The organism is Cytobacillus firmus, from assembly GCF_023715565.1.
Classification (GTDB): Bacteria; Bacillota; Bacilli; order Bacillales; family Cytobacillaceae; genus Cytobacillus; species Cytobacillus firmus_C.
The window spans coordinates 11,794-31,392 of sequence record NZ_JAMBOJ010000059.1; the positions used below are offsets into that span (position 1 = coordinate 11,794).

Consider the following 19,599-nt stretch of genomic DNA (forward strand, 5'->3'; position numbering starts at 1 on the left):
AGGTGATAGTATTTTTATGGAGGATTCTGCTATATGGACAAAAAGCTACCGTTAAAAAGTACAGAGATTAAAAATCCTTTGATTAAGGGCTTTTTGGAAAATGAAATGAATAGAGAATTATACAAAAAAGCCATTTATGACTTTACAGAAGAAAACAAAAGATTAGTGGAAGATGCTTTTGCTGAATATTATGAGAGAGTCAGAAGGACGGCTTATTTTAGTAGTATGATTAAGTTTATGGGTATTGATTTCGACAAAAAATTACGTAAATTAAACAACCGCTTTATGCTCACCTTGGACCAACCTCTAAAAACTGAAACAAATGAAGGATCGACCATGAAGGATATGCTAATTGATTCTGCTGCACCCTCATTATATGAAGGTGACGACACCCTTTCATCAAAAATCTCAGATAAGAAATTGTGTGAAGCCTTAGAAAGGCTAACACAAAAACAAGCAATAGTTTTAGAAATGATATATGTTAAAGAGCTTTCCAATAAGGAAATAGCAGATATCTTTCAAACTTCACCACAAAATATTTCCAATACCCATAAGAAAGCTTTAAAAAAGTTAAAAACACTAATGGAGGGTGATTTATAAATGACTAAAGAAGATTGTTGCACTAAAGAAATAAAAGAAATTTTAGTATTGTTCGAACCAAAAATAAGAAAAACCTTACTACAAACTGCAGTTCAAGATCGTGAAGACTTAGCTCAGGAAATGAGATTAAAATTAATAGAAAAATATCGAAATATACAATTTAACAAAGCACCAAAGTTTTGGGATCTTGTTAATTTTTAATATATGGCGGTTTACTTTCTTTTTGTATGATTCACTTTATTATATATAAAACGGTGGTGGCATAGCCAAGTGGTAAGGCAAAGGTCTGCAAAACCTTTATCCCCGGTTCAAATCCGGGTGTCACCTCTAAATACTATAATGAGGTGAATATAACTTATGAAAGTGATTGAAAATGATACTGAGACAATTGAAATAGAATTTAAAAAGTTGAATCGTATCAAAAGTGACTTATTGAAGATTGCTAAGTGTATAGATGCTTGTACGAATAAATCAGAGAAAGAATTTTATCAAAATATTTGTTTAGAGTACTCAAAAGAGTTGAAACAAATGAAAGAATCCATTGAACAAACTTATAATGTTGAATTACACAGTTGTTGTACTAACAGGCCTAAACAAATAACAATTAAGGGAAATATGTTAGATAATTTATAAATTCAAAAAGCTTATTGAGACAGTTCTCAATAAGTTTTTTTCTGTTTAACCTACTCACATCGGGACTCGGCCGATCCGAAACTTGTATACCCTCCTTTAGGGTATAGAAATCCTAAATCCATTCATGACTAACGAACCCTTTCACTAAGCATATATGGTAAAATTAGGCCTAAATAAAAGTGAAAGAAATGATGATATGTCTGATTTTGATAAGGAAATATTCCATATTTTATTTTATCTGTACAATGAAGAATGAATATATCGATACTTAATTAGTCAATAAAATGGCAGCAACCAATCTAGTTTAATGTTGGGAAAATGAATATAGGAAGCAGGTAAATAAATGATCCCATTAGTTTATGATCAAATTAATGGCTGGGGAAAAGACGATGAATTCTTCTTGGCACTTTTAAAGAAAGTAAATGTTAAAGAAATAGCAGATTTAGGTTGTGGAACAGGAAGGTTAACAACCCATTTTGCACAAGCTGGCTATCATATTACAGCTATTGACCCAAATGTAGATGCGATTGAAAAGGCGAAAAGTAAAGAGTTTGCAGACGAAGTGACTTGGATAGTTGGCGATAGCTCGAATTTACAACCAAATACGTTTGATGTTGCCATAATGACAGCGAATGTTGCACAAGTATTTCTTACAGACGAAAGTTGGCAGCAAGTCATTTCTAATGCACATCGAGCATTAAAACCTGGAGGACATTTTATTTTTGATACGCGTAACCCATTAGCAAAAGCGTGGGAACAATGGCAAAAAGATGTGACACCCGATGTTGCAAAGGATGAGGTAAGCGGCGACCCACTTGAAATTTGGACGGAATATGAAGGGTTTGTAGGAGATGTTTTTACGTTTTATGAAATCGTCAAAAATGCACGAACAGATGAAGTGTTAATTCATGAAAAAATGCAACTAAAGTTTCGAACACAAGAAGAAATCTATAAATCATTACAACAAGTAGGCTTTTCACAAATCCAAGTTTATGGTGATTGGGAGTTTGAACAAGCAACTGAAGAAACAAAATCATTTATTTTTCATAGTGTGAAATAATATAAGTGGGCTTTTCAAAATTAAACAACTTTTTAACAGCGTTCCATTTTGGAGTCGGTGTTACGCGCTAACATTTTTAAACGACTTATTGTCCCTAATCACGTACTAAAAGAAGGCTGCCGAAACATTATCGACAGCCTACCATTAATAATCTTTCGTTCATGTTGCAAATTCGTTTAAACCGGGCACTCTTCTGGTCTTGCAGAATTAGCAACACACATACGGCATTTCCACAAGCACGTAGAACTAGCGATCGCACAAACTAGGCAAAATACGCATGAAATTGGGTTTAAGCAGCTGGCACAAGCCCCTAAGCATGAGTAGGCACTAACACATGACTGCCAAGTGCCACATCCAATACAGTCTGCCATACACGCTTTCCATTTCCCTTTAGAATCCAAAGGAACAATTACCGGTGTAGCTTCATTAATTACCACAACACCTTCATTTTTATAAAGCCTAATAAGAGTGTTTCCATTTTCACCAAACACTAGTGCTCCAATAACTTCATCTTTTTCCATAACATCAACGGTCCATGCCTGAATATAGTTTTTAGTAGATTGCTGTGATTCTTCATCAAAGGAATATTGCTCTACATTTAATACTTTTTGACTGTCTAGAGCTAAATCGTATCCTCCATTCTGAATAAAGGTAAGGATAGCATCATAATCCTCTGAGTCTTTAAATCTTTTATACATTTGTGCAATTACATCTTTGTTGCTTTCAATTTTATTAAGTTGATACAACCAAACATCCTGAGCTTCCGTATACTGCAACTCAGCAGATTCACCATTATGAATTACAGTTTGAGTGTACTTAGTTCCCAAAATTTCGCCATCAGACTCTCTAAAAGATAAGTCTACTTGAACAGCTTGAAGATCATCGGAAAAACTTTTAATAGGGTGAGACACCTTCAAGTTCAGACCGAGTTTGCCGTTTAAACGTTGGTCGATCCGTTTTGCTACTTCCGATTTTTGAGCGACTGATAATTCAACAATTTGTTCCATATTAAAACCACCTTATTAAATATTTGAGTTTCGCAACTCATTTAATAAAGTGGTGGGAATGTTCTAGAAGTAAACCTATTCTCTACTGTGATAAATAAAAGCCTGGAAAATTTGAATGAGCATAAACACAAGAAAGCTTATGAACAAAGCTAAAGTTGCGGAATCTTTAAAAGCAGCAAGGCTATCACTTGAATAAAGAGAAATACTTAAATGAACAATTAAGTATAAATAAGATAAGCTTAAGGAGGTTTTTATCCTTCCAATAATAAACTGATCCATAACCACTTCTTTATTAAGCAAGCTGTTCCCTTTAATAGCGACAACAATATCCTTGATTAACACATAGGCACTGACTATTATGGCAGCTGAGAAAATAATCCCTCTAAAGTTGTCACCACTCTCAAAAGAGTTATATACGACAAAGGTAAACAATGCTACAAACACTAAGCTAACAACCATTTTTAATATTCTTGGAACTCTCAACATCATTTTGAAACATCTCCTTCTTCCTTAATGTAAAATACTTCCTTGATATCCTTTCCCACTGCAATACTAATTGCATAAGCTACCTCAATTGATGGCGCATAACTTTTGTTTTCAATTGAAACAATCGTTTGACGATGAACAAGAGCCTTGTCTGCTAATTCTTGTTGTGTCATATCCATTAAAACGCGGTATTTCTTTACATTGTTATAAACAATAGGTCTTTTCATCACTCATCACCTTTTTGTATATTATCTTATCCATTTTGTATATTATCTTATCCAATTTGTATATTATCATATACATAATGTATAGTAAACTATATATGTAAGTAAATGTAAAAAATGAGCAGAAAGTACTCCTTCCTTGTTTTTATTGCACAATATTCATGCCTTTGGAGATTCCAAGCCGCTTGTTAAAGGAATTAAAAAAAGGCAGCTAGCCCATGCTGCCCGCCTGTCTTTAATGTAAAATGTTATTTAACAAACTGATAAATAAAGCTACCTTGCTCGGTTTCTATGAAAAGAGGATCTGTAATTTGAATTTTCTCCCCATAAGTCCTTCGTCTAAACTTCACTTTCGACACCAGGATCCTTTTTCTCATCAGAGTAGTATCTGTGTATATGATTAGTGCGGAGGTGAGAGAATGACAGGTAATATTAAACAGATGACGATATTTGATATAAGTGATAATGAAATAATTAGAGATGCAATTCAGGAAACTGAGTTACTTAAACAGCTGCAAGAAAAGGTAGCAGAGAAATCACCAGAGAATGACTTATTACCTTATGATGTAGGAGACAGAGTATATATTCAACTTGGTTGTACGGAAGATGAAGACCCGGAGAGTTACTATTACTTGAAAAAATGGTGGAAGAAGAAAGGAATTATCCTAAAGGTCAATCTTAAGCCGAATCTTCAATATGAGGTAGACTTTGGGAATGATGTCGCTATGGTTTATCACCATGAACTGTCAATAAGTCCGCCAAAAAAAGAATAGCGGCTTGGGAACACGCGCTTTTGAATCCCTTGCTGCCATATTGTTTTCATAAATCCATATAAGTGTAATAGTGGTATAAGGATCGTACCAAACACATTAAACGATTTAGAAGGGTGGAGCTAAAATGATTTTTAGCATAATACGCAATGTAATATTGGTATTAGTAACGCTATATTTAGCATTTTACTTTGGCTATGAAGTCCTTGGAAGTTTAAAAATAGGGATAGGAATAATGCTGTTTGTATTATTTTTGACAATTTTCGCTACCTATAACTTAATACAACAAAAAGCAAAAAAAATGAAAGATAATATTGAAGATATGAAAAGATAGCGGAAGAAGTCTCATTCTTTATAGACAAATTTGGTTGGCTCCTGCAAAAAATGCGAAATGGTATAAAGGTATATAGGGAGAATTTTAGGAAGAGCTTAAGATGCGAGCTAAGTTTACTGTTAATTTACACTTTTAAATTGACTGGTTTATATTTTTTTGAAAAAACCTCTTTAAATGCTAAGGAGGTGCGACTGTGGAAATAAATATTGCACAAATCATAGGTATTTTAGGGAACTTTGGTTTTCCTGTAGCGATCGCAATATACTTATTAATCAGATTCGAGAAACGTATCGAAAGTCTAACCACGGCAATTACGGAACTTCAAAAAATTATAAAAAAAATTTAGTTATCTGAGATATATTAACCTTAAGGAGAGTGAATTCTTTCTTCACTCTTTTTCCTTTAGTACATCCCTGGTTTCCCCCAGGGGGGAAGAGCCTCACACGATAAGCAGTACACGAATATGAGTAGGCTACACATACAGCAAGAGCATTACCAGCCAAAAAGATCCCTTACGAAAAACTCATGCTTGTTCCTAAACAGCCTTCCTGTTGAAAGCATGCAGTGCAAGAGGTGCCTGGTCCCATTTCTTCTTGAAGAATGGGTACTGGGCTATTCTTGTTTGATCAGTATGCTGTTCTATGTATAATTTTCTTCATACTGTAAACAAAAACCCCAACCAGATGGAAGGGGAGGGGGGCTACCATTATTTATTTTGCATTGAACTGAACTTTTTAATCGTTATTATTTTTAATCCCATCTCCATCTTCTAACTCTAAATTGTTGAAAGAACCATTATAGAATTCACCTAAGCCAAACATTTAGAAAATGGTTTATTACTGATGCTTTTTATATTTCTTAAAGATTTGATTCTGCTGCAAACTGAAAACCTTTCTCTTGAAGACACGATCTTCTAAAATATAGCCTTCTTGTTTGAAGCTCAAAAAATCCCCTTTGGAGTTAACAATCAAGTGATCGATTAATGGAATCTCAAGGACTAATCCCGCTTTTAGCAAGGATTCTGTTATATTGAAATCTTCTTTTGATGGTTTTATGTCGTTGGAGGGGTGGTTGTGCGCTACAATAAAGCTCCTTGCGTTATTTAGGATGCATGCTTTGAAGATTTCGCGAGGTGAAACGGCAGCAGTGGAAAGAGTACCTATATGACTTCTATGTACGGCAATAACGTCATTTCTGGTGTTGAGGCAAATAACGAGAAAAACCTCTCTATCATCATCCGCTATAAAGTGATGGGCAACATCTTTAACATCCCATGGATTACAAACTCTTCTTTCAAATCTCCTATCTTTCACTTCTATAATGACTTGCTTGATTCTTGAAACTTCATAAATGGTTTCCATTAGGCGTGCTCTTCTCTGTTTGGATTTGTTGATTTAATCATAAATCCATTACCTATTAATGTATATAATTAGGGAGATTTAGACATTAAACATTCACATATTTCTAAACAATATAAACAGGACAAGTTATACTTCTCATATGCGGCTATCTTTTTGAACAAACGTGGGCAGTATTGCAATCGTTTTTAGTATCAACAGTCACTATATAAGAATTTAGCTGTTGAAATTTTCATGCAGAAAGGGGAGGATAATCTCCCTTTTCTGCATTTCCCGTGACCAACGGATTTTAGACTATTTTCTTGCCACCGGTCGCTCAACTTCAAGCAGGGCGGCCTTTCAAGTCTAGAGATACTAGTTGCAAGCTAGTATCCTTTTCATTATACTGTATTTCTTTTAATTGCACCTGCACCTCCACCAACCTTTAAATAGAGAAAACAAAGATTCTCTGATAGTAATGCCAGGTTGGAAAAAATATGACAAACCAAACTCAGAAGAAAGAATAAAGGAGTGTTTAGAAGTTGAGACTTAATGATAATTTTAGAATATGCTTTCCAAAGGAGAAAGTATATATTTCGAGAGATCATAACTGGGCATTTGCCGCTTGGGAAATAGGAAGGTTGAGAGGGGATATTAAACCTGGTGCAACGATTATTCATATCGATGGTCATGTAGATTATATCGATCCTGAAATTGAAATAGAAGAAATTTTAACAGAAGAAGATGCAAGAGCTATTGGCAGAAGCTTAGGTATAGCGGAATTCATTATTCCTGCTCAAAAAACTGGAACGATAGAGAATGTGTTAATGATTAGCAATGATGGAGTAGATATAACCGATACTCCAGTAGAAAGAGCCTATTCTCTAAATCATTATGAACAAGAATTTAGAAGGAAATGGTTTGAACAAACTGAAGGAAAAAGCGTTATTTTAGATCTCGATTTAGATTTCTTTAACCTTAATTATCAAGATTTAGGCTGTAATCCAATCTTGCTGCCAGAAACCTTAATTCGGCAGCAATTAATCAACATAAAGAATTATATGTGGGATTGGGATATGGTAACAGTGGCCTTATCACCGGACTATTGTGGCGGGCAAGAAGAAAGTGAATATTTACTAGACCTGTTTCTTGATGTCTTTCAGTTAGATAAATCGGAAGCGATTCCTTGGTAACAAACAGGAAAGAATTATCATTACATGTTATTTATAGACAAAAACTAATATAGCTATGGCAATCAAAACAACAGCAACAAGCCGAATAAGAGGGGAGGACATGATAGATTAGTTCTCTCAATAATCATTTATGCGTAAAATATCAATTTTCAGCAAAAATGAATAGACGGGCAGAATAAATGTTTGGTATAATATTCATAATATGGTTAACAGTGGAGTGATTATATGAAATGCAGAGGTAATTCCAACAGACAAAAAATCATAAATGATTACGACTTAAGAGCAGTTGCACATGTTAAGTTACTAATTGGTCAAACAAAGAAAAGTTGCACTGGGGATCTTTTAACAGATAGCTATTATTGCTTTACGTATAAAAATAAGATGAACCAGACTCAAGGTTCATTCTTCTGTGGAACTTATGCAGCTAATCACTTTTTAACATTAATGGGAAAACAACCATTACCTTTGTTTAATCCTTTAAGTTCTACCGCTGGGAGTACAGGTCAGAAGAGCGGTACTTCCAATAACAAAAGTAATTGGGACCCAGCTGCTAAAGAACTTTACAATGCAATTAATCTATTAATTATAGCTTGGAACACAAACATAAAAAGTTTTTTAGCTGATATTAGAGACAACTTAGAAAGATATCCATCTCAAAAACCATTTATATCAAAAATTAAATCTGTAAATACTATTATCTCAAAGGATTCAAAAAAAAGAACTCTACAAATGATGATTTCAGAATTACGTGAAAATAATCCTGATTTAAGGGGATTTTCCTTTAACCACCTAGATTCTTTATTGTCTTCTGAAGGTGTAAAATCTTACTTTAACTAATTTAATTCATAATCTGTGAAAGTGTGTGAATTTATTTGGAAATTACTTATGAACAGACACAAATTGCTATTGAACTAAGCTCCATTAATGAAAACGATACTGTAACTGAATTACAGGCGAGAAAAGCATATGAGTTATTTATTGGACTTTCTGAAAGACCTAATTTTAAAATCGGTCCTGACGCAGTTAAGCCACGGAGATTAAATGATAATACAATAGAAGTAATATCTCCTGAATTTTTTGGTACTCCACATCGAATAATTTATTTAACTAGATGGACAATCAGGATATTACCTTTTATTAAAGTTCTTTCGACTGTTGGCAAACTACCAGCTAAGAGGGATTCCAATGATTTCGAAGGGTTTCTAGAAGGACTATTGAATAATTACTTACACTCAGTTGAAGAAATTTATAGAAATATCCCAGCACCTCATAATTTGATTAGACAGATAGACCTTGAAAATATCCGCGGGTTAATTAGTAAAATTACCTCTTCAGTGAATGAATACTATACAGGATATCCTGACAGAGCCTATACGGCGCTAAAGGAGGGCATTGAGAACCATTTGATAGGTAATAATGGTTATTTGGATAACGTTCTTACAAGTGATGAAGAAGATGACCCATATGTTGATACCTTATATAAGATGCGTGTAGGTTCAAACCATACTTATTCAGCAGAAGAGATGTTCCATATCCCTTATCAGCTACGTGGTTTAGTAAAAACAAACCGCTATAGTATTCCTGGTTTACCCTGTGTATATTTAGGAAGTTCCCCCCTTACTTGCTGGGAAGAACTTAATAAACCTGACCTAAACACGGTTCAAACCTCCTTATTCCTTGTAAAAAATATTTCCTTTCTAGATATCTCAACACCACCAGAAGCCGCTTTAGACAAATTAATATTATTATTCAGGTTTAATGGTGTAGCTGATATGAATGAAGTCTATGATGAGTTAATTTCTTACTTAGTAATGTGGCCATTAATTGCAGCCTGTTCAATTTGTGTTAAAAACATAAACGATTCCTTTAAGCCAGAATATATTATTCCTCAATTGTTACTTCAATGGATTCGTCAATCAAATTATGATGGAGTTCGTTACTTTTCAACGAAGGTTAGTAAATATTCAATGAAAACCGTAACTTACTATAAGAATTATGCCTTACCTGTTCAAGAACAGAAAAAAATAGGACATTGTAATGTACTTAGAAGTAAATTCACTTTAATTACTGATGCTGTTCCTTGGCAAATGTTCCAGCTCTACAAAGATTCATATTTGGCTACGCCTAACGAACAAGGTGTTCAAGCCGAATTAGAATTTGTTAATGATATGGGCTTGCTATATTCTGCAACTGATTTTAGCAAATTAGAATCATTTCTTATTAATATAGTAGAAAAAATGAGCAAATAATTATTTGTATTTTTAGTGTTTAATATTTTGCGTAAAAATTGTCTTTTACGCATAAATTAGACAAATTTCGACAAGGAGTGAAATCATGGCCGAAACTAGACAACATAAAGTACATCAAAAAAAATTAGAAGAATTGGTCAAGATCATGCCCTATTACGTCGGTGAATATGTCGATGATAAGCTGGATACCCGCTCCTCTTCTACCCTATTGAACTATGTATTAGATTATAAGATATTCTTCGAATGGCTAATCACTGAAGGTATAACTGATGTAGCTTCTATCAAAGAAATTCCACTTTCTGTCCTGGAAAGGTTAAAGCTTGATGATGCGAAGAACTTTTTTAAATACTTGCAGCGTAGAGACATTCAAGTTAGCAAATATGAAACAAAGAAGCCTGAAAAGATTTCAGTTAATCGAAAGATATCCGCTCTGCGTTCCCTCTTTCATTATTTAACTACCCAGACTGAAAATGATGAGGGTGAACCATATTTTTACCGAAATGTTATGTTGAAGATTGAAGTAAACAAGGTGAAGGAAACACTTGGGGCAAGAGCTTCAAATATCTCTACAAAAATCTTTCAAAACAATGATGATGCCTCCTTCCTAAGGTTTGTTAGAAATCAATATGAAAGCAAATTACCTGAAGGTTCAAGAAAGCGTATATTTTTTAAAAGAGATAAAGAGCGTGATATCGCTATCCTTTCCCTCTTCTTAGGTAGTGGTATTCGTGTAAATGAGCTTACCAACCTTAGGCTTGTGGATTTAGATTTAGATCTAAATATTATCAGTGTAATAAGAAAAGGCGGTAAGAAAGATACAATTCCGGTTGTACCTGAGGCTATGAAGGATATTAGGGATTATTTAAATATTCGCTCAGAGCGCTATAAAGCTACCAATGAGGACTCCGCTTATGTATTCTTAGCAAAGGGTTCAACCGGTCCTTCTCCACTGGCAAATAGATCTGTAGAGAGCTTAGTGAAAAAGTATACAAAAGCTTATAAAAATAATAAGTCTATGTCCCCTCACAAACTAAGACATACCTATGCTACAAACTTAATGGAGGAAACTGGAGATATTCACTTACTAATGAGACAACTTGGCCATTCTTCTACAAGCACTGCTGCTCTTTACTCAAACCCTGAACAAGAAAAGGCTCAAGAAGCAGCAAGAAAATTAGGTAAAAGGCGTAATCAGATAAGTGAGATAAGCGAGATAAGTGAGGATTAATTCCCTCCCTTATATAAAGGAGTAATTCAAATGAAATGCTGCACTAATTGTTTTAGGGACCCCTTTCTTAAAAGGTTTATTAAAACCAACGGGAATCTTGGCAACTGTTATTATTGTAATGAAGAAGGGGTAAAAACGATAGACGTACAACAAATTGCTGAGATGTTTGATATTTTCCATCCCTATTATGAAAAATTAGAGCACGGTGAGAACTTTATACACCACGTTCAGGACCCAACAGATGTGGGTGAGTTCCTTTATGAACTGATACAATCAGATTGGGAAGTTTTTGCTGATGACTCTCGTAGTCTATTTAACGATATTATGGAATTAAGTAATTATAATTATTACTCGCACCAACTTTATGTAAAAGCTGTAGAATCCTTTACATATGAATCCTCTGTTGAGGTTTGGCAAAGTTTTTCAGATGAAATCAAACATGGAAACCGCTTTTTTACCAGTAAAGGCTATATTACTGAAAACCTTATAAAGATATTTAAGGAGAACACCTGGACACTATACAAAAATGCGGTAGTCTACAGAGGGAGAATTGGAAATTACGATATATCTACAATGGGTGCACCACCTTCTAAATATGCAAGTCCCGGCAGGGCAAATCCTAAAGGAATTTCTTATTTATATACAGCTGATAAAATTGAAACGGTTATTGCAGAATTACGACCTTATAAATCAGCATTAATATCAATCGTTGAAATTAATGCAAAGCAAAATCTGAACCTTGTTAGTCTTAACGTTCAAAAAAACATTATCTCTCCCCTTCAATTCAGCGGAAGTCTCTTAGAGGGGGTAGAAACTATTCAACTCTTATCAAAGCTTGTTACGGATTTATCCAAGCCTGTGGCACCTGAAAACTCAGAGATTGACTATCTACCTACCCAGTTCTTAGCTGAATTAATTAAATCTGAAGGTTATGATGGCTTTATTTTTAAAAGTGCTCTTGGCCATGGAGACAATATAGTGATCTTTAACGAAGAAAACGTAGAGCGAATTTCTATGGAGTATTATGAGGTTAATATGATAAGTTATAATTTTAAACCAACCCTTTTCTGACAATTAAATATTTAATATTAATAATGGTGCCACAGGATTATTTATGGATAATAAATGACCCTGTGGTATTTATTTTCTAGAATTACCACCCCTCTTTTTCTTAGCAGGCAGACTGATATAACTTTTCTACTACACCGCTTCAAAAAAAGGTATAATATTCCTAAAATATAATAGCTTATGAGATTTATATGTTAATCACATAAGGCAGGATGAAGGAATTGGTTAGATGTTAGTTTGTTCTAGTATTTGCAAGCATATGGATGGTCAATATTTTGAGGATTTCATCGCTGAGCTGTTCACTCTTATAGGATATAGTTATTTAAAAACACCCGCTTCAGGAGATCAAGGATTAGATTTGATCTTATACAAGAAAACAAATGAGGCAGGACAGGAAAAAATCGGGGTTCAATGTAAAAGGTTTAAAAGCAGTGTTAGCAATAAAGCGGTTCAGGAGGCTTTTGCAGGTAGGCACTATTATGATTGTGATCGAGCAATTGTTGTTACCCCATCGGTGTTTACAAAAAGCGCGAAAAACCTTGCCGAAAAGTTAAATATTGAATTAATGGATGGTCATAATTTAAATAAGATACTCCAATCTAAACAGGAATATCTATTAAATAATTTTTATAGACATAAAAAAATTACTGAAATATTGATCAACACATCCCTTGACCTAGCTCGCAATAGTGATATAGATAAAGCTATTCACCTATTAGAACATTTTAAAGAGTATAGCATGTATCTTGATACTAAACACTTAACATTGCTTTATAACAATTTGGGGTTAAGTTATAGTTGGAAAGACAATAAGATTGAGGCCATTAACATATATCAAGAAGGGATTAGAGAAATTGAGAACTTATCTGCAGAGGATTACTTTCTTCTTGTCAATAATTGTTTAGTTGCCTTTAGGGAATCAAAATTAACAAAAGAAGCATTAAATTTTTTAAAATCAATTAATTATAGCATTCTTTCCCCCTCTAACTTAAGTTTGATACTCAAAAGAAAACAAGAAATATTAGGAAGTGTTATGAAATAGAGTGGTTAAAATATTTTATAACTGTTTATCTATAGATTTTTTTAAAAACATGACTGCGAGGAAAAAATGAAAAGTATTTTAATTGTTTTGTTGCTAACTATTTATCTAAATTATCATGAGGAAAGCTTTCATTTTGATCATACATGTTAGCGTTTTTAAACATTTCTTCAAATAAACTACCATTCAGTATGGTTGAACTAGCCATCTTTAATATCTCCTAATTTTATTAATATTTTTTGAAAGTTTATTTAAACCTTCGACTTTTGTAAGCTAATAATCCAGTCATCCAAAACCTTCCTATAGACATTTAATTCATTTTCAGAGAAGAAAATTGACGATTCTCTATATACTTCTCCCGGGGACGAGCAATGCAGAACTCCCCTTGTGGGATGGGAAGAAAAATAATATCTAATGGTTCCAGGAATATCATGCTTCCCCTGTAAGTCCTTTAATATTTCTGCTGAATCAATGCCTAATGGGGATTCCATTACGATGGCCACCACAGGACCATCCAGACATAAATCGATGAGGTTTTCATAATGGGGAGAATCTTTACGGTCATGATACATACTCTGAATCTGATCCCTTGTAGGCGTAAGCATCTTCAATCCCGTGATTTTTAAACCCTTGTCTTCAATGAAACAAATAATCTTCCCAATTAAGTTCCTTTGGACTGCTTCAGGCTTTAAGAGAATAAAACCTCTCAATATTTCCTTCCTCCTTTCTAGATTGCTAATATATTAGTATCCTTCTATCGCACTTGCTTAATTTACAGCTAAAACTTTATCGTATTTTTCCAATTGATCTAATACTTTATCAACTGCATTTTCATCACTAATATTGCCTATAAGAATCCTCTCGTTATTTTCATCTTCTGTTAGCCAATGATCATGTTCATTTTGTCTAGGAATCCACACTACCCCTTCTCCATCAATCAATAGGTATTTGTTTTTCCTGTTTAGCCTGGATTTCAATTGGATATCTATAACAGTATCAAAGTCTAGAGACTCCCTTAGATTCTCAAACTGTTGGTCGGCTAACTCATACTTTAATCGATTTTTATACCCACCCGGCCCTATTGGCATGAACTGAAACAATTGCCATTTTGTAATCGATTGGTAAGGCTTAATTAACTCATAAATGTTTTGAATGTCATCATAATTGTTTTTATGGACTACAGTATTAATGCAAATATTTGCTCCCTTTGAACTTAAGTCATCTAAGATTCCCAATATCTCATCTACTTTTAACCCCCGCCGGAACATATTCATTAAGTCGTCCGAGGAACCATCAAACGGAATGCCGATTACATCAATCGAGCTGATAATATCTTCAGAAGAGATTTTTTTTACTAATGTGTTTTGTCCAACTATTACATCTCTGATTAATGAAAGCCCCACCGTATCAAGATTAATCCGATAACCCAGTTCCTTTAGAGCACTGAGAATATATGGCATATCTTCTCTCGCTAATGGCTCACCACCAGACATCGTTACTTTTGGAACCAGCACTTTATCTTTTAATTGAGTTAGAAAATCCAAGAGATCTTCAGTAACATAATCTTTATTACTAAAGAAGTTATAGCAGCCGGGGCATCTGACAAAACATTTATTTCCGCCACTTAATTGAATTCTTCTGCTTATAGTTTTCAAATATTCGACCTCTTTCCTTAGCTTATTGAAAGGTTACACGCCTTTTTCCACTTACTGCCAACCTGTCTCAACGAATATTCTAAATCAATAAATGATTGTAAAATATGAAAGTTTGCATATTTTTAAATAATCGGAATTTATAGAAAGTAAGACGCCGATCTCCTTATTAAGCGGCTCTTTTATTCTATTGGGTGAACATTTTAATTGCTAATTGAGGAGGTTAAAGCCTGAGGAGCCCGACACATCTTATAGAGAAACTCATATGACTAAATCATCAGAATTTTTATGCAATTATGCATATTCGATTGACCAACTTAAAAATATTTAATATATTTACCTTGTAAAATTTTACAAAATCAAACGAAAGGAGTTGTTGAACATGAAATCTGTTAAAATGGCTAAATTTGAGCACGTTAAAACTCATAGCTTAGGTTACATTGATGAAGGCGGCTGGGCTTAATACATTCACATTTACATTAAATGCATCTGGAATTACATAGCACCTAGGGCTTTGTAGAATAAATAGCGCAATTAAGGGGCTGGGACAAAAGCATTTCGACCAAAGAAAAAAACGAACTATTATTCGAAATTCTGATTTAGAGTTTCGTAATAGTTCGTTTTTTTTATTTTTATTACTTTTTAAAATAGAAATCATTCGGCTTTAACAACGGACAATTTAGTTCTGTCCCAGCCTCTTAATTTTTAAAAAAATAATATAGGGGTTTTTTACAATGGAAAACTTAAAAACACGTTTGTTAGATTCTGTATTCCTTTCCAATGAATCTAATGTATTTTTATTAAACGGCAATATGGCACAAACTGATCAACTACTAAATCAATTAAACGAATCCTTATTATTAGAGAAGTGTTATGTATACAATACCTCCAGTGCTTGTTTGCCTACTGAATCCTTTTATGCGGCAAAACAATTAGTGTATCAACAGCTAGATAAACTTGAACCTCAACATTCTAACCTTTTGGTTAAGTATAAAAAACCCCTTTTTTATTTGATGCCATGGTTAAAAGATGAAAATGATTTATTTAAAGACGTTTCATTAGGGTTAGAAATCCCACAAGAACAAAATCCAACCTCGTTTACTCTAAGTTTTGTCTATCAAGTAATAAATGGGATCATTAATTTTTTACTTGAATCAGCAAGATTACAAAGTAAAAATGATAAAGTTGTTTTTATTTTTTCTAATATCGATAAAACTGATTTCTCAAGCATACGCTTTATTGAGCAACTTTCAAAGCGTGCGAATCAAGCGAATTTTTATTTGGTTGGTTCCTACTCAGAGGAATTTCTCCCGGAAAAATACTCAACGCTTTCTAAATTAAAAGCTATTAGTTGTGAAGATATACAATCACAATGTGAAAGGCAGCTAAATTTAGAAGTAAAATATCCAGAGCGGGACTCTATTCAGCGGCATAGCTATCATGAAAAGGATTTGTCTACGAAATATGCTAATCTTCTCTCTTTGCAAGAAGACAGTAATGAGTCATTTAAAGAAGCAGCTTTCTTTTCAAAGAGAAATGCTTGTTATGAAGAAGCTATTTATTATGTGGATATATTAATGGATAAATACTGGGGTTTCTTTGATGACAACCGCAAGGCCAAATTACTTCGTTTAAAAGGTGTATCGCACGTTCTCTTAAAACAAAACGATATTGCTATGAAATGTTTAGAAGAAAGTATAAACCTATCTAACGATAGGTATTTTAAAGCCAAGGTCTGCTATATTATCGGTTCTTTTATAACGAAGCATATAGATGAGCAGCTTGGCCAAGAGTGGCTTGATAAAGGATTTTCCCATATTGAAGGACTTAAAGATAAACAAGCAGTAACGGAAAGACTTTGGTTAAACAATTCACGAGCGCTTTATTATTTCAAAAACAGGGAATATGATCGTGCCATACAGATTGAAAAGGATAATATTAAAGAGTTTAACCTTACTTTTGATTCAAGTGAACATCTTATGACTCATGCTATTTTAAATTACAATACAGCATATGCATTACAAGACAGAGGAAATTATGACGAAGCACTATCTTATATAAATAAAGCAATAGACTTGGTACCTTCCCACCTGGATCTATATAACAACAAAGCAAATATCCTGCAAGCTATGGGTCGATATGAAGAAGCAGTTCACTATTATGATAGGGTAAAGGAAGAAGGGTTACCTAAAGATGAAGTCTACTTAAATTGTGGTAATGCAAAAGCATCTCTAAATATATGGGATGAAGCTTTGGATGACTATAATTATTCTTTATTTATAAACCCAGAGAATATTACTACCTGGAATTCGCGCGGGTATTTATACTACTTAACCGGAGATTATTTTAAAGCAATTAAGGACTTTGAACAATCACTAAAGATCAATCATAAATATATACCTGCCTTACTAAATAGAGCCCTTGCATATGAAGCAGTAGGACACATTAATAATGCCTTAAATGATTACCGTATTATTGAGGAGCAAAATACAAGTACAATAGAACTCTATGTAAATAGGGCTTCGCTATATCAAAAAATCGGTATGCTTGCCGAGTCAAGAGCGGATTTGAAAAAGGCTATAGAATTAAAGCCAAGCCAAGCGGAGGCTTATGTAAATTTAGCTATTGTCTATAATGAAGAGGGTAATTTACTTGAAGCAAAAAATATGCTTATTAAAGCAGTAATGTTTGAAACAAATAACCCATGGATTTATTTTAATAAAGCATATATTCATAAAGCATTAGAAGAATATAATGAGGCAAAAAGTGAGATAGAAATAGCTTTAAAAATCTCCCCCAACGAGGAGGAATTTAGCGATTTACTTATTGAAATTAATGAATTATTACATCAGGTGGGGACTTAATGAAACTTTTAAAAGGTGAGTTTGCCAAATTACTGTTTAGTAAAAATTATGGATTTTTCTTTTTGGGAGGGGCAATTTCATTTTTTGGGACCGGCCTAACGAGAATAGCCCTCCCTATTTTGATTTTGGAAAAGACCGGATCTGGATTATTAATGGGTCTTGCTTTTGCCATAGAAGTCCTTCCAGCAACTTTATTGGGCCCATTTCTTGGTGCATTAACCGATAAATTTAACAGAAAAAAATCACTTATTGTAGTTGATTTATTACGAGCACTTCTTATTCTAGGTATCTTACTCAGTTCTAATCTTTATTTGATTTTTACAATGTTGGCTCTTATTGGTGTTCTAAAATCTTTTTATGCGCCAATTAGATTAGCTGTTGCACCCGATATCGTACCAAGAGCACATTTCCCTAATGCAGTTTCATTAAATGGTGCCACACAACAAATTTCTAATATTATCGGACCTTCGCTTGCCGGGATTTTAATTGCCTTTACCAGTACTTATGTGGTTATTCTTATTGACTTAATAACCTATTTAATCGCAGCCATTCTAACCTTATTTATCAAGATCCCTCAAAGAAAACTTGATAAAAAGGATTCTCTTGGAAAACATATCAAAGAGGGGTTCCAATTCCTTTATAGAAATAAGCTTCTTCGAAAGTTAAATTTTTATTGGATAGTCCTGGAATTTGCTTTTGGTGGTCTACAAGTTCTTTTGTTGTTATACCTACAAGAAGTAAGTATGAATAAATCTTTTTACGGTCTGTTAATGACTTGGCTAACTGTAGGCATATTTACAGGAACAGTACTTGGACCTAAGATAATTAAAAAACGGAAATGGATAAAAGATCGATTAATTAATATATTACCTTTATCTTTTACCTTACTATATTGTGCGCTTATCTTTGATTTAAGCTTTTTCCCCCTTGTATTATTCATCACTGTATTAGGATTTTTATATGGTACTTTTAATATACTGGCTAGTGTTGATTTTGGCCTTGCGATCCCTTCAGAATTAAGAGGTCGGGTGTATTCTAATGCTAATGCTTTTACAACACTTTCATTCGCTTTAAGTACTGTTCTTACTGGAGCGACCAATGAATACTTTAAAGTTTCAACTATCTTTTTTATGATCGGTATTCTTTGTTCACTTCTATTGTTGATTATAATTCTGACACATACATCATTAAAAACTATGTTTAATAATAAAAAAACAATAGCTTCATAATATAAAAAACCATAAAAGCTGCCTATGCTTTTATGGTTTTTAATTTAAGATAAAATGCTAACGAGTTCGCTTTTGTATTTTTCTATGTTGCCAGCACTGTAAACGCTAGAATAAAGTTGACAGTTTTCGCTTGATTAGATTTTACACTTTTGCTCTATCACCCTAAAACTTTAGTAAAATAGTTTGTGATGTTATTTTACTGGAGGTTAGGATTTTGGAGGAGAAATTAGTGTTGTATGTAAAGATTCAGGAATTACACAAACGGAAATTTAAAGTAGCACAAATAGCCAAGGAGCTTAAGATTTCAAGGCCAACTGTCTATAAATATTTAGATATGACATTGGAGGAAGCAAAAGCTTACACTGAACGCCCACATGGGAGGCAAAAGAAATTAGATAGCCATAAAGACTGGATACTTGCTTGGTTAGAAGAATACCCGCACCTGAGCGGTGCACAAATTCATGATTGGCTCCTTGAAAGATACCCCGATCTGATAGTCGGGGAAGTACGGTGAGATCTTATGTAAAAGAAGTCAGGGAAATTTATCAGATTGAGAAGAAAGTAATTGTTCGTCAATACGAAGCTGTTCCCGAACAACCGATGGGCAAACAACTTCAGGTAGATTG

At 33.7% G+C, this 19,599-nt stretch carries 21 protein-coding genes, 1 tRNA gene and 1 pseudogene; 17 read left to right on the forward strand and 6 right to left on the reverse strand.

What is annotated here, in order from left to right; genetic code table 11:
• Positions 1-33: 33 nt before the first annotated feature.
• From M3205_RS19810 to M3205_RS19830, 5 genes are all read left to right on the forward strand, one after another.
• Positions 34-600, forward strand: a complete 567-nt coding sequence (locus M3205_RS19810) for a sigma-70 family RNA polymerase sigma factor (protein WP_251171452.1) — start codon at positions 34-36, stop codon at positions 598-600.
• Positions 601-801: a hypothetical protein gene (locus tag M3205_RS19815; protein WP_159866839.1), complete on the forward strand. Its 201-nt coding sequence runs from the start codon at positions 601-603 to the stop codon at positions 799-801.
• 55 nt (positions 802-856) lie between these two features.
• Positions 857-927, forward strand: a tRNA-Cys gene (locus M3205_RS19820).
• A 30-nt stretch (positions 928-957) separates the two neighbouring features.
• Positions 958-1,233: a hypothetical protein gene (locus tag M3205_RS19825; protein ID WP_251171453.1), complete on the forward strand. Its 276-nt coding sequence runs from the start codon at positions 958-960 to the stop codon at positions 1,231-1,233.
• 343 nt (positions 1,234-1,576) lie between these two features.
• Complete coding sequence (locus M3205_RS19830; protein ID WP_251171454.1) at positions 1,577-2,293, forward strand: class I SAM-dependent methyltransferase; 717 nt, start codon at positions 1,577-1,579, stop codon at positions 2,291-2,293.
• Positions 2,294-2,469: 176 nt separating this feature from the next.
• Here M3205_RS19830 and M3205_RS19835 read toward each other — a convergent pair whose 3' ends face one another.
• From M3205_RS19835 to M3205_RS19845, 3 genes are all read right to left on the reverse strand, one after another.
• Positions 2,470-3,300: a hypothetical protein gene (locus M3205_RS19835; protein WP_251171455.1), complete on the reverse strand. Its 831-nt coding sequence runs from the start codon at positions 3,298-3,300 to the stop codon at positions 2,470-2,472.
• 75 nt (positions 3,301-3,375) lie between these two features.
• A complete protein-coding gene (locus M3205_RS19840; protein WP_251171456.1) occupies positions 3,376-3,789 on the reverse strand; it encodes a hypothetical protein in 414 nt (137 codons plus the stop codon).
• On the reverse strand, positions 3,786-4,013 hold the full coding sequence (locus M3205_RS19845; RefSeq protein WP_159866854.1) for a helix-turn-helix transcriptional regulator: 228 nt from the start codon (positions 4,011-4,013) through the stop codon (positions 3,786-3,788). Before M3205_RS19845 ends, M3205_RS19840 begins: the two co-directional genes overlap by 4 nt.
• 416 nt (positions 4,014-4,429) lie before the next feature.
• Between M3205_RS19845 and M3205_RS19850 the strand changes: the two genes are divergently transcribed.
• The 3 genes from M3205_RS19850 to M3205_RS19860 all read left to right on the forward strand — a co-directional run bounded on the left by M3205_RS19850 (position 4,430) and on the right by M3205_RS19860 (position 5,460).
• Complete coding sequence (locus M3205_RS19850) at positions 4,430-4,783, forward strand: hypothetical protein (protein WP_251171457.1); 354 nt, start codon at positions 4,430-4,432, stop codon at positions 4,781-4,783.
• Between the two features lie 124 nt (positions 4,784-4,907).
• Positions 4,908-5,114 carry a hypothetical protein gene (locus M3205_RS19855; RefSeq protein ID WP_251171458.1) on the forward strand — a complete coding sequence of 69 codons (207 nt, stop codon included), beginning with the start codon at positions 4,908-4,910 and terminating at the stop codon, positions 5,112-5,114.
• Between the two features lie 193 nt (positions 5,115-5,307).
• Positions 5,308-5,460, forward strand: coding sequence for a YvrJ family protein (locus M3205_RS19860; RefSeq protein ID WP_251171459.1), 153 nt, complete (start codon positions 5,308-5,310; stop codon positions 5,458-5,460).
• 490 nt (positions 5,461-5,950) lie between these two features.
• Here the strand turns inward: M3205_RS19860 and M3205_RS19865 are convergent, their stop codons facing one another.
• The gene (locus tag M3205_RS19865; RefSeq protein ID WP_251171460.1) at positions 5,951-6,475 is read right to left on the reverse strand and encodes a JAB domain-containing protein; all 525 of its coding nucleotides are present in this window, start codon (positions 6,473-6,475) and stop codon (positions 5,951-5,953) included.
• A 518-nt stretch (positions 6,476-6,993) separates the two neighbouring features.
• Here M3205_RS19865 and M3205_RS19870 point away from each other — a divergent pair.
• The 6 genes from M3205_RS19870 (at position 6,994) to M3205_RS19895 (ending at position 13,231) form a co-directional block, all read left to right on the forward strand.
• Positions 6,994-7,644, forward strand: coding sequence for a peptide arginase family protein (locus tag M3205_RS19870; protein WP_251171461.1), 651 nt, complete (start codon positions 6,994-6,996; stop codon positions 7,642-7,644).
• A 225-nt stretch (positions 7,645-7,869) separates the two neighbouring features.
• Complete coding sequence (locus tag M3205_RS19875; protein WP_251171462.1) at positions 7,870-8,481, forward strand: hypothetical protein; 612 nt, start codon at positions 7,870-7,872, stop codon at positions 8,479-8,481.
• 35 nt (positions 8,482-8,516) lie between these two features.
• The gene (locus M3205_RS19880) at positions 8,517-9,893 is read left to right on the forward strand and encodes a hypothetical protein (RefSeq protein WP_251171463.1); all 1,377 of its coding nucleotides are present in this window, start codon (positions 8,517-8,519) and stop codon (positions 9,891-9,893) included.
• Positions 9,894-9,978: 85 nt separating this feature from the next.
• Complete coding sequence (gene xerS, locus M3205_RS19885; protein WP_251171464.1) at positions 9,979-11,121, forward strand: tyrosine recombinase XerS; 1,143 nt, start codon at positions 9,979-9,981, stop codon at positions 11,119-11,121.
• A gap of 30 nt (positions 11,122-11,151) precedes the next feature.
• Positions 11,152-12,192: an RES family NAD+ phosphorylase gene (locus tag M3205_RS19890; protein WP_251171465.1), complete on the forward strand. Its 1,041-nt coding sequence runs from the start codon at positions 11,152-11,154 to the stop codon at positions 12,190-12,192.
• Between the two features lie 256 nt (positions 12,193-12,448).
• The gene (locus M3205_RS19895) at positions 12,449-13,231 is read left to right on the forward strand and encodes a restriction endonuclease (RefSeq protein WP_251171466.1); all 783 of its coding nucleotides are present in this window, start codon (positions 12,449-12,451) and stop codon (positions 13,229-13,231) included.
• Positions 13,232-13,479: 248 nt separating this feature from the next.
• On the opposite strand, the gene M3205_RS19900 is transcribed toward M3205_RS19895, so the two are convergent.
• Both M3205_RS19900 and M3205_RS19905 read right to left on the reverse strand, forming a co-directional pair.
• The gene (locus M3205_RS19900) at positions 13,480-13,938 is read right to left on the reverse strand and encodes a nucleoside-diphosphate kinase (RefSeq protein WP_159871217.1); all 459 of its coding nucleotides are present in this window, start codon (positions 13,936-13,938) and stop codon (positions 13,480-13,482) included.
• A gap of 57 nt (positions 13,939-13,995) precedes the next feature.
• Positions 13,996-14,883: a radical SAM protein gene (locus tag M3205_RS19905; RefSeq protein WP_251171467.1), complete on the reverse strand. Its 888-nt coding sequence runs from the start codon at positions 14,881-14,883 to the stop codon at positions 13,996-13,998.
• A gap of 731 nt (positions 14,884-15,614) precedes the next feature.
• On the opposite strand from M3205_RS19905, the gene M3205_RS19910 reads away from it, so the two are divergent.
• From M3205_RS19910 to M3205_RS19920, 3 genes and pseudogenes are all read left to right on the forward strand, one after another.
• Complete coding sequence (locus M3205_RS19910) at positions 15,615-17,744, forward strand: tetratricopeptide repeat protein (protein WP_251171468.1); 2,130 nt, start codon at positions 15,615-15,617, stop codon at positions 17,742-17,744.
• Complete coding sequence (locus tag M3205_RS19915; RefSeq protein ID WP_251171469.1) at positions 17,744-18,973, forward strand: MFS transporter; 1,230 nt, start codon at positions 17,744-17,746, stop codon at positions 18,971-18,973. The genes M3205_RS19910 and M3205_RS19915 overlap by 1 nt, the downstream gene beginning before the upstream one ends.
• A gap of 229 nt (positions 18,974-19,202) precedes the next feature.
• A pseudogene (locus M3205_RS19920) lies at positions 19,203-19,599 on the forward strand (helix-turn-helix domain-containing protein); the annotation flags it as partial.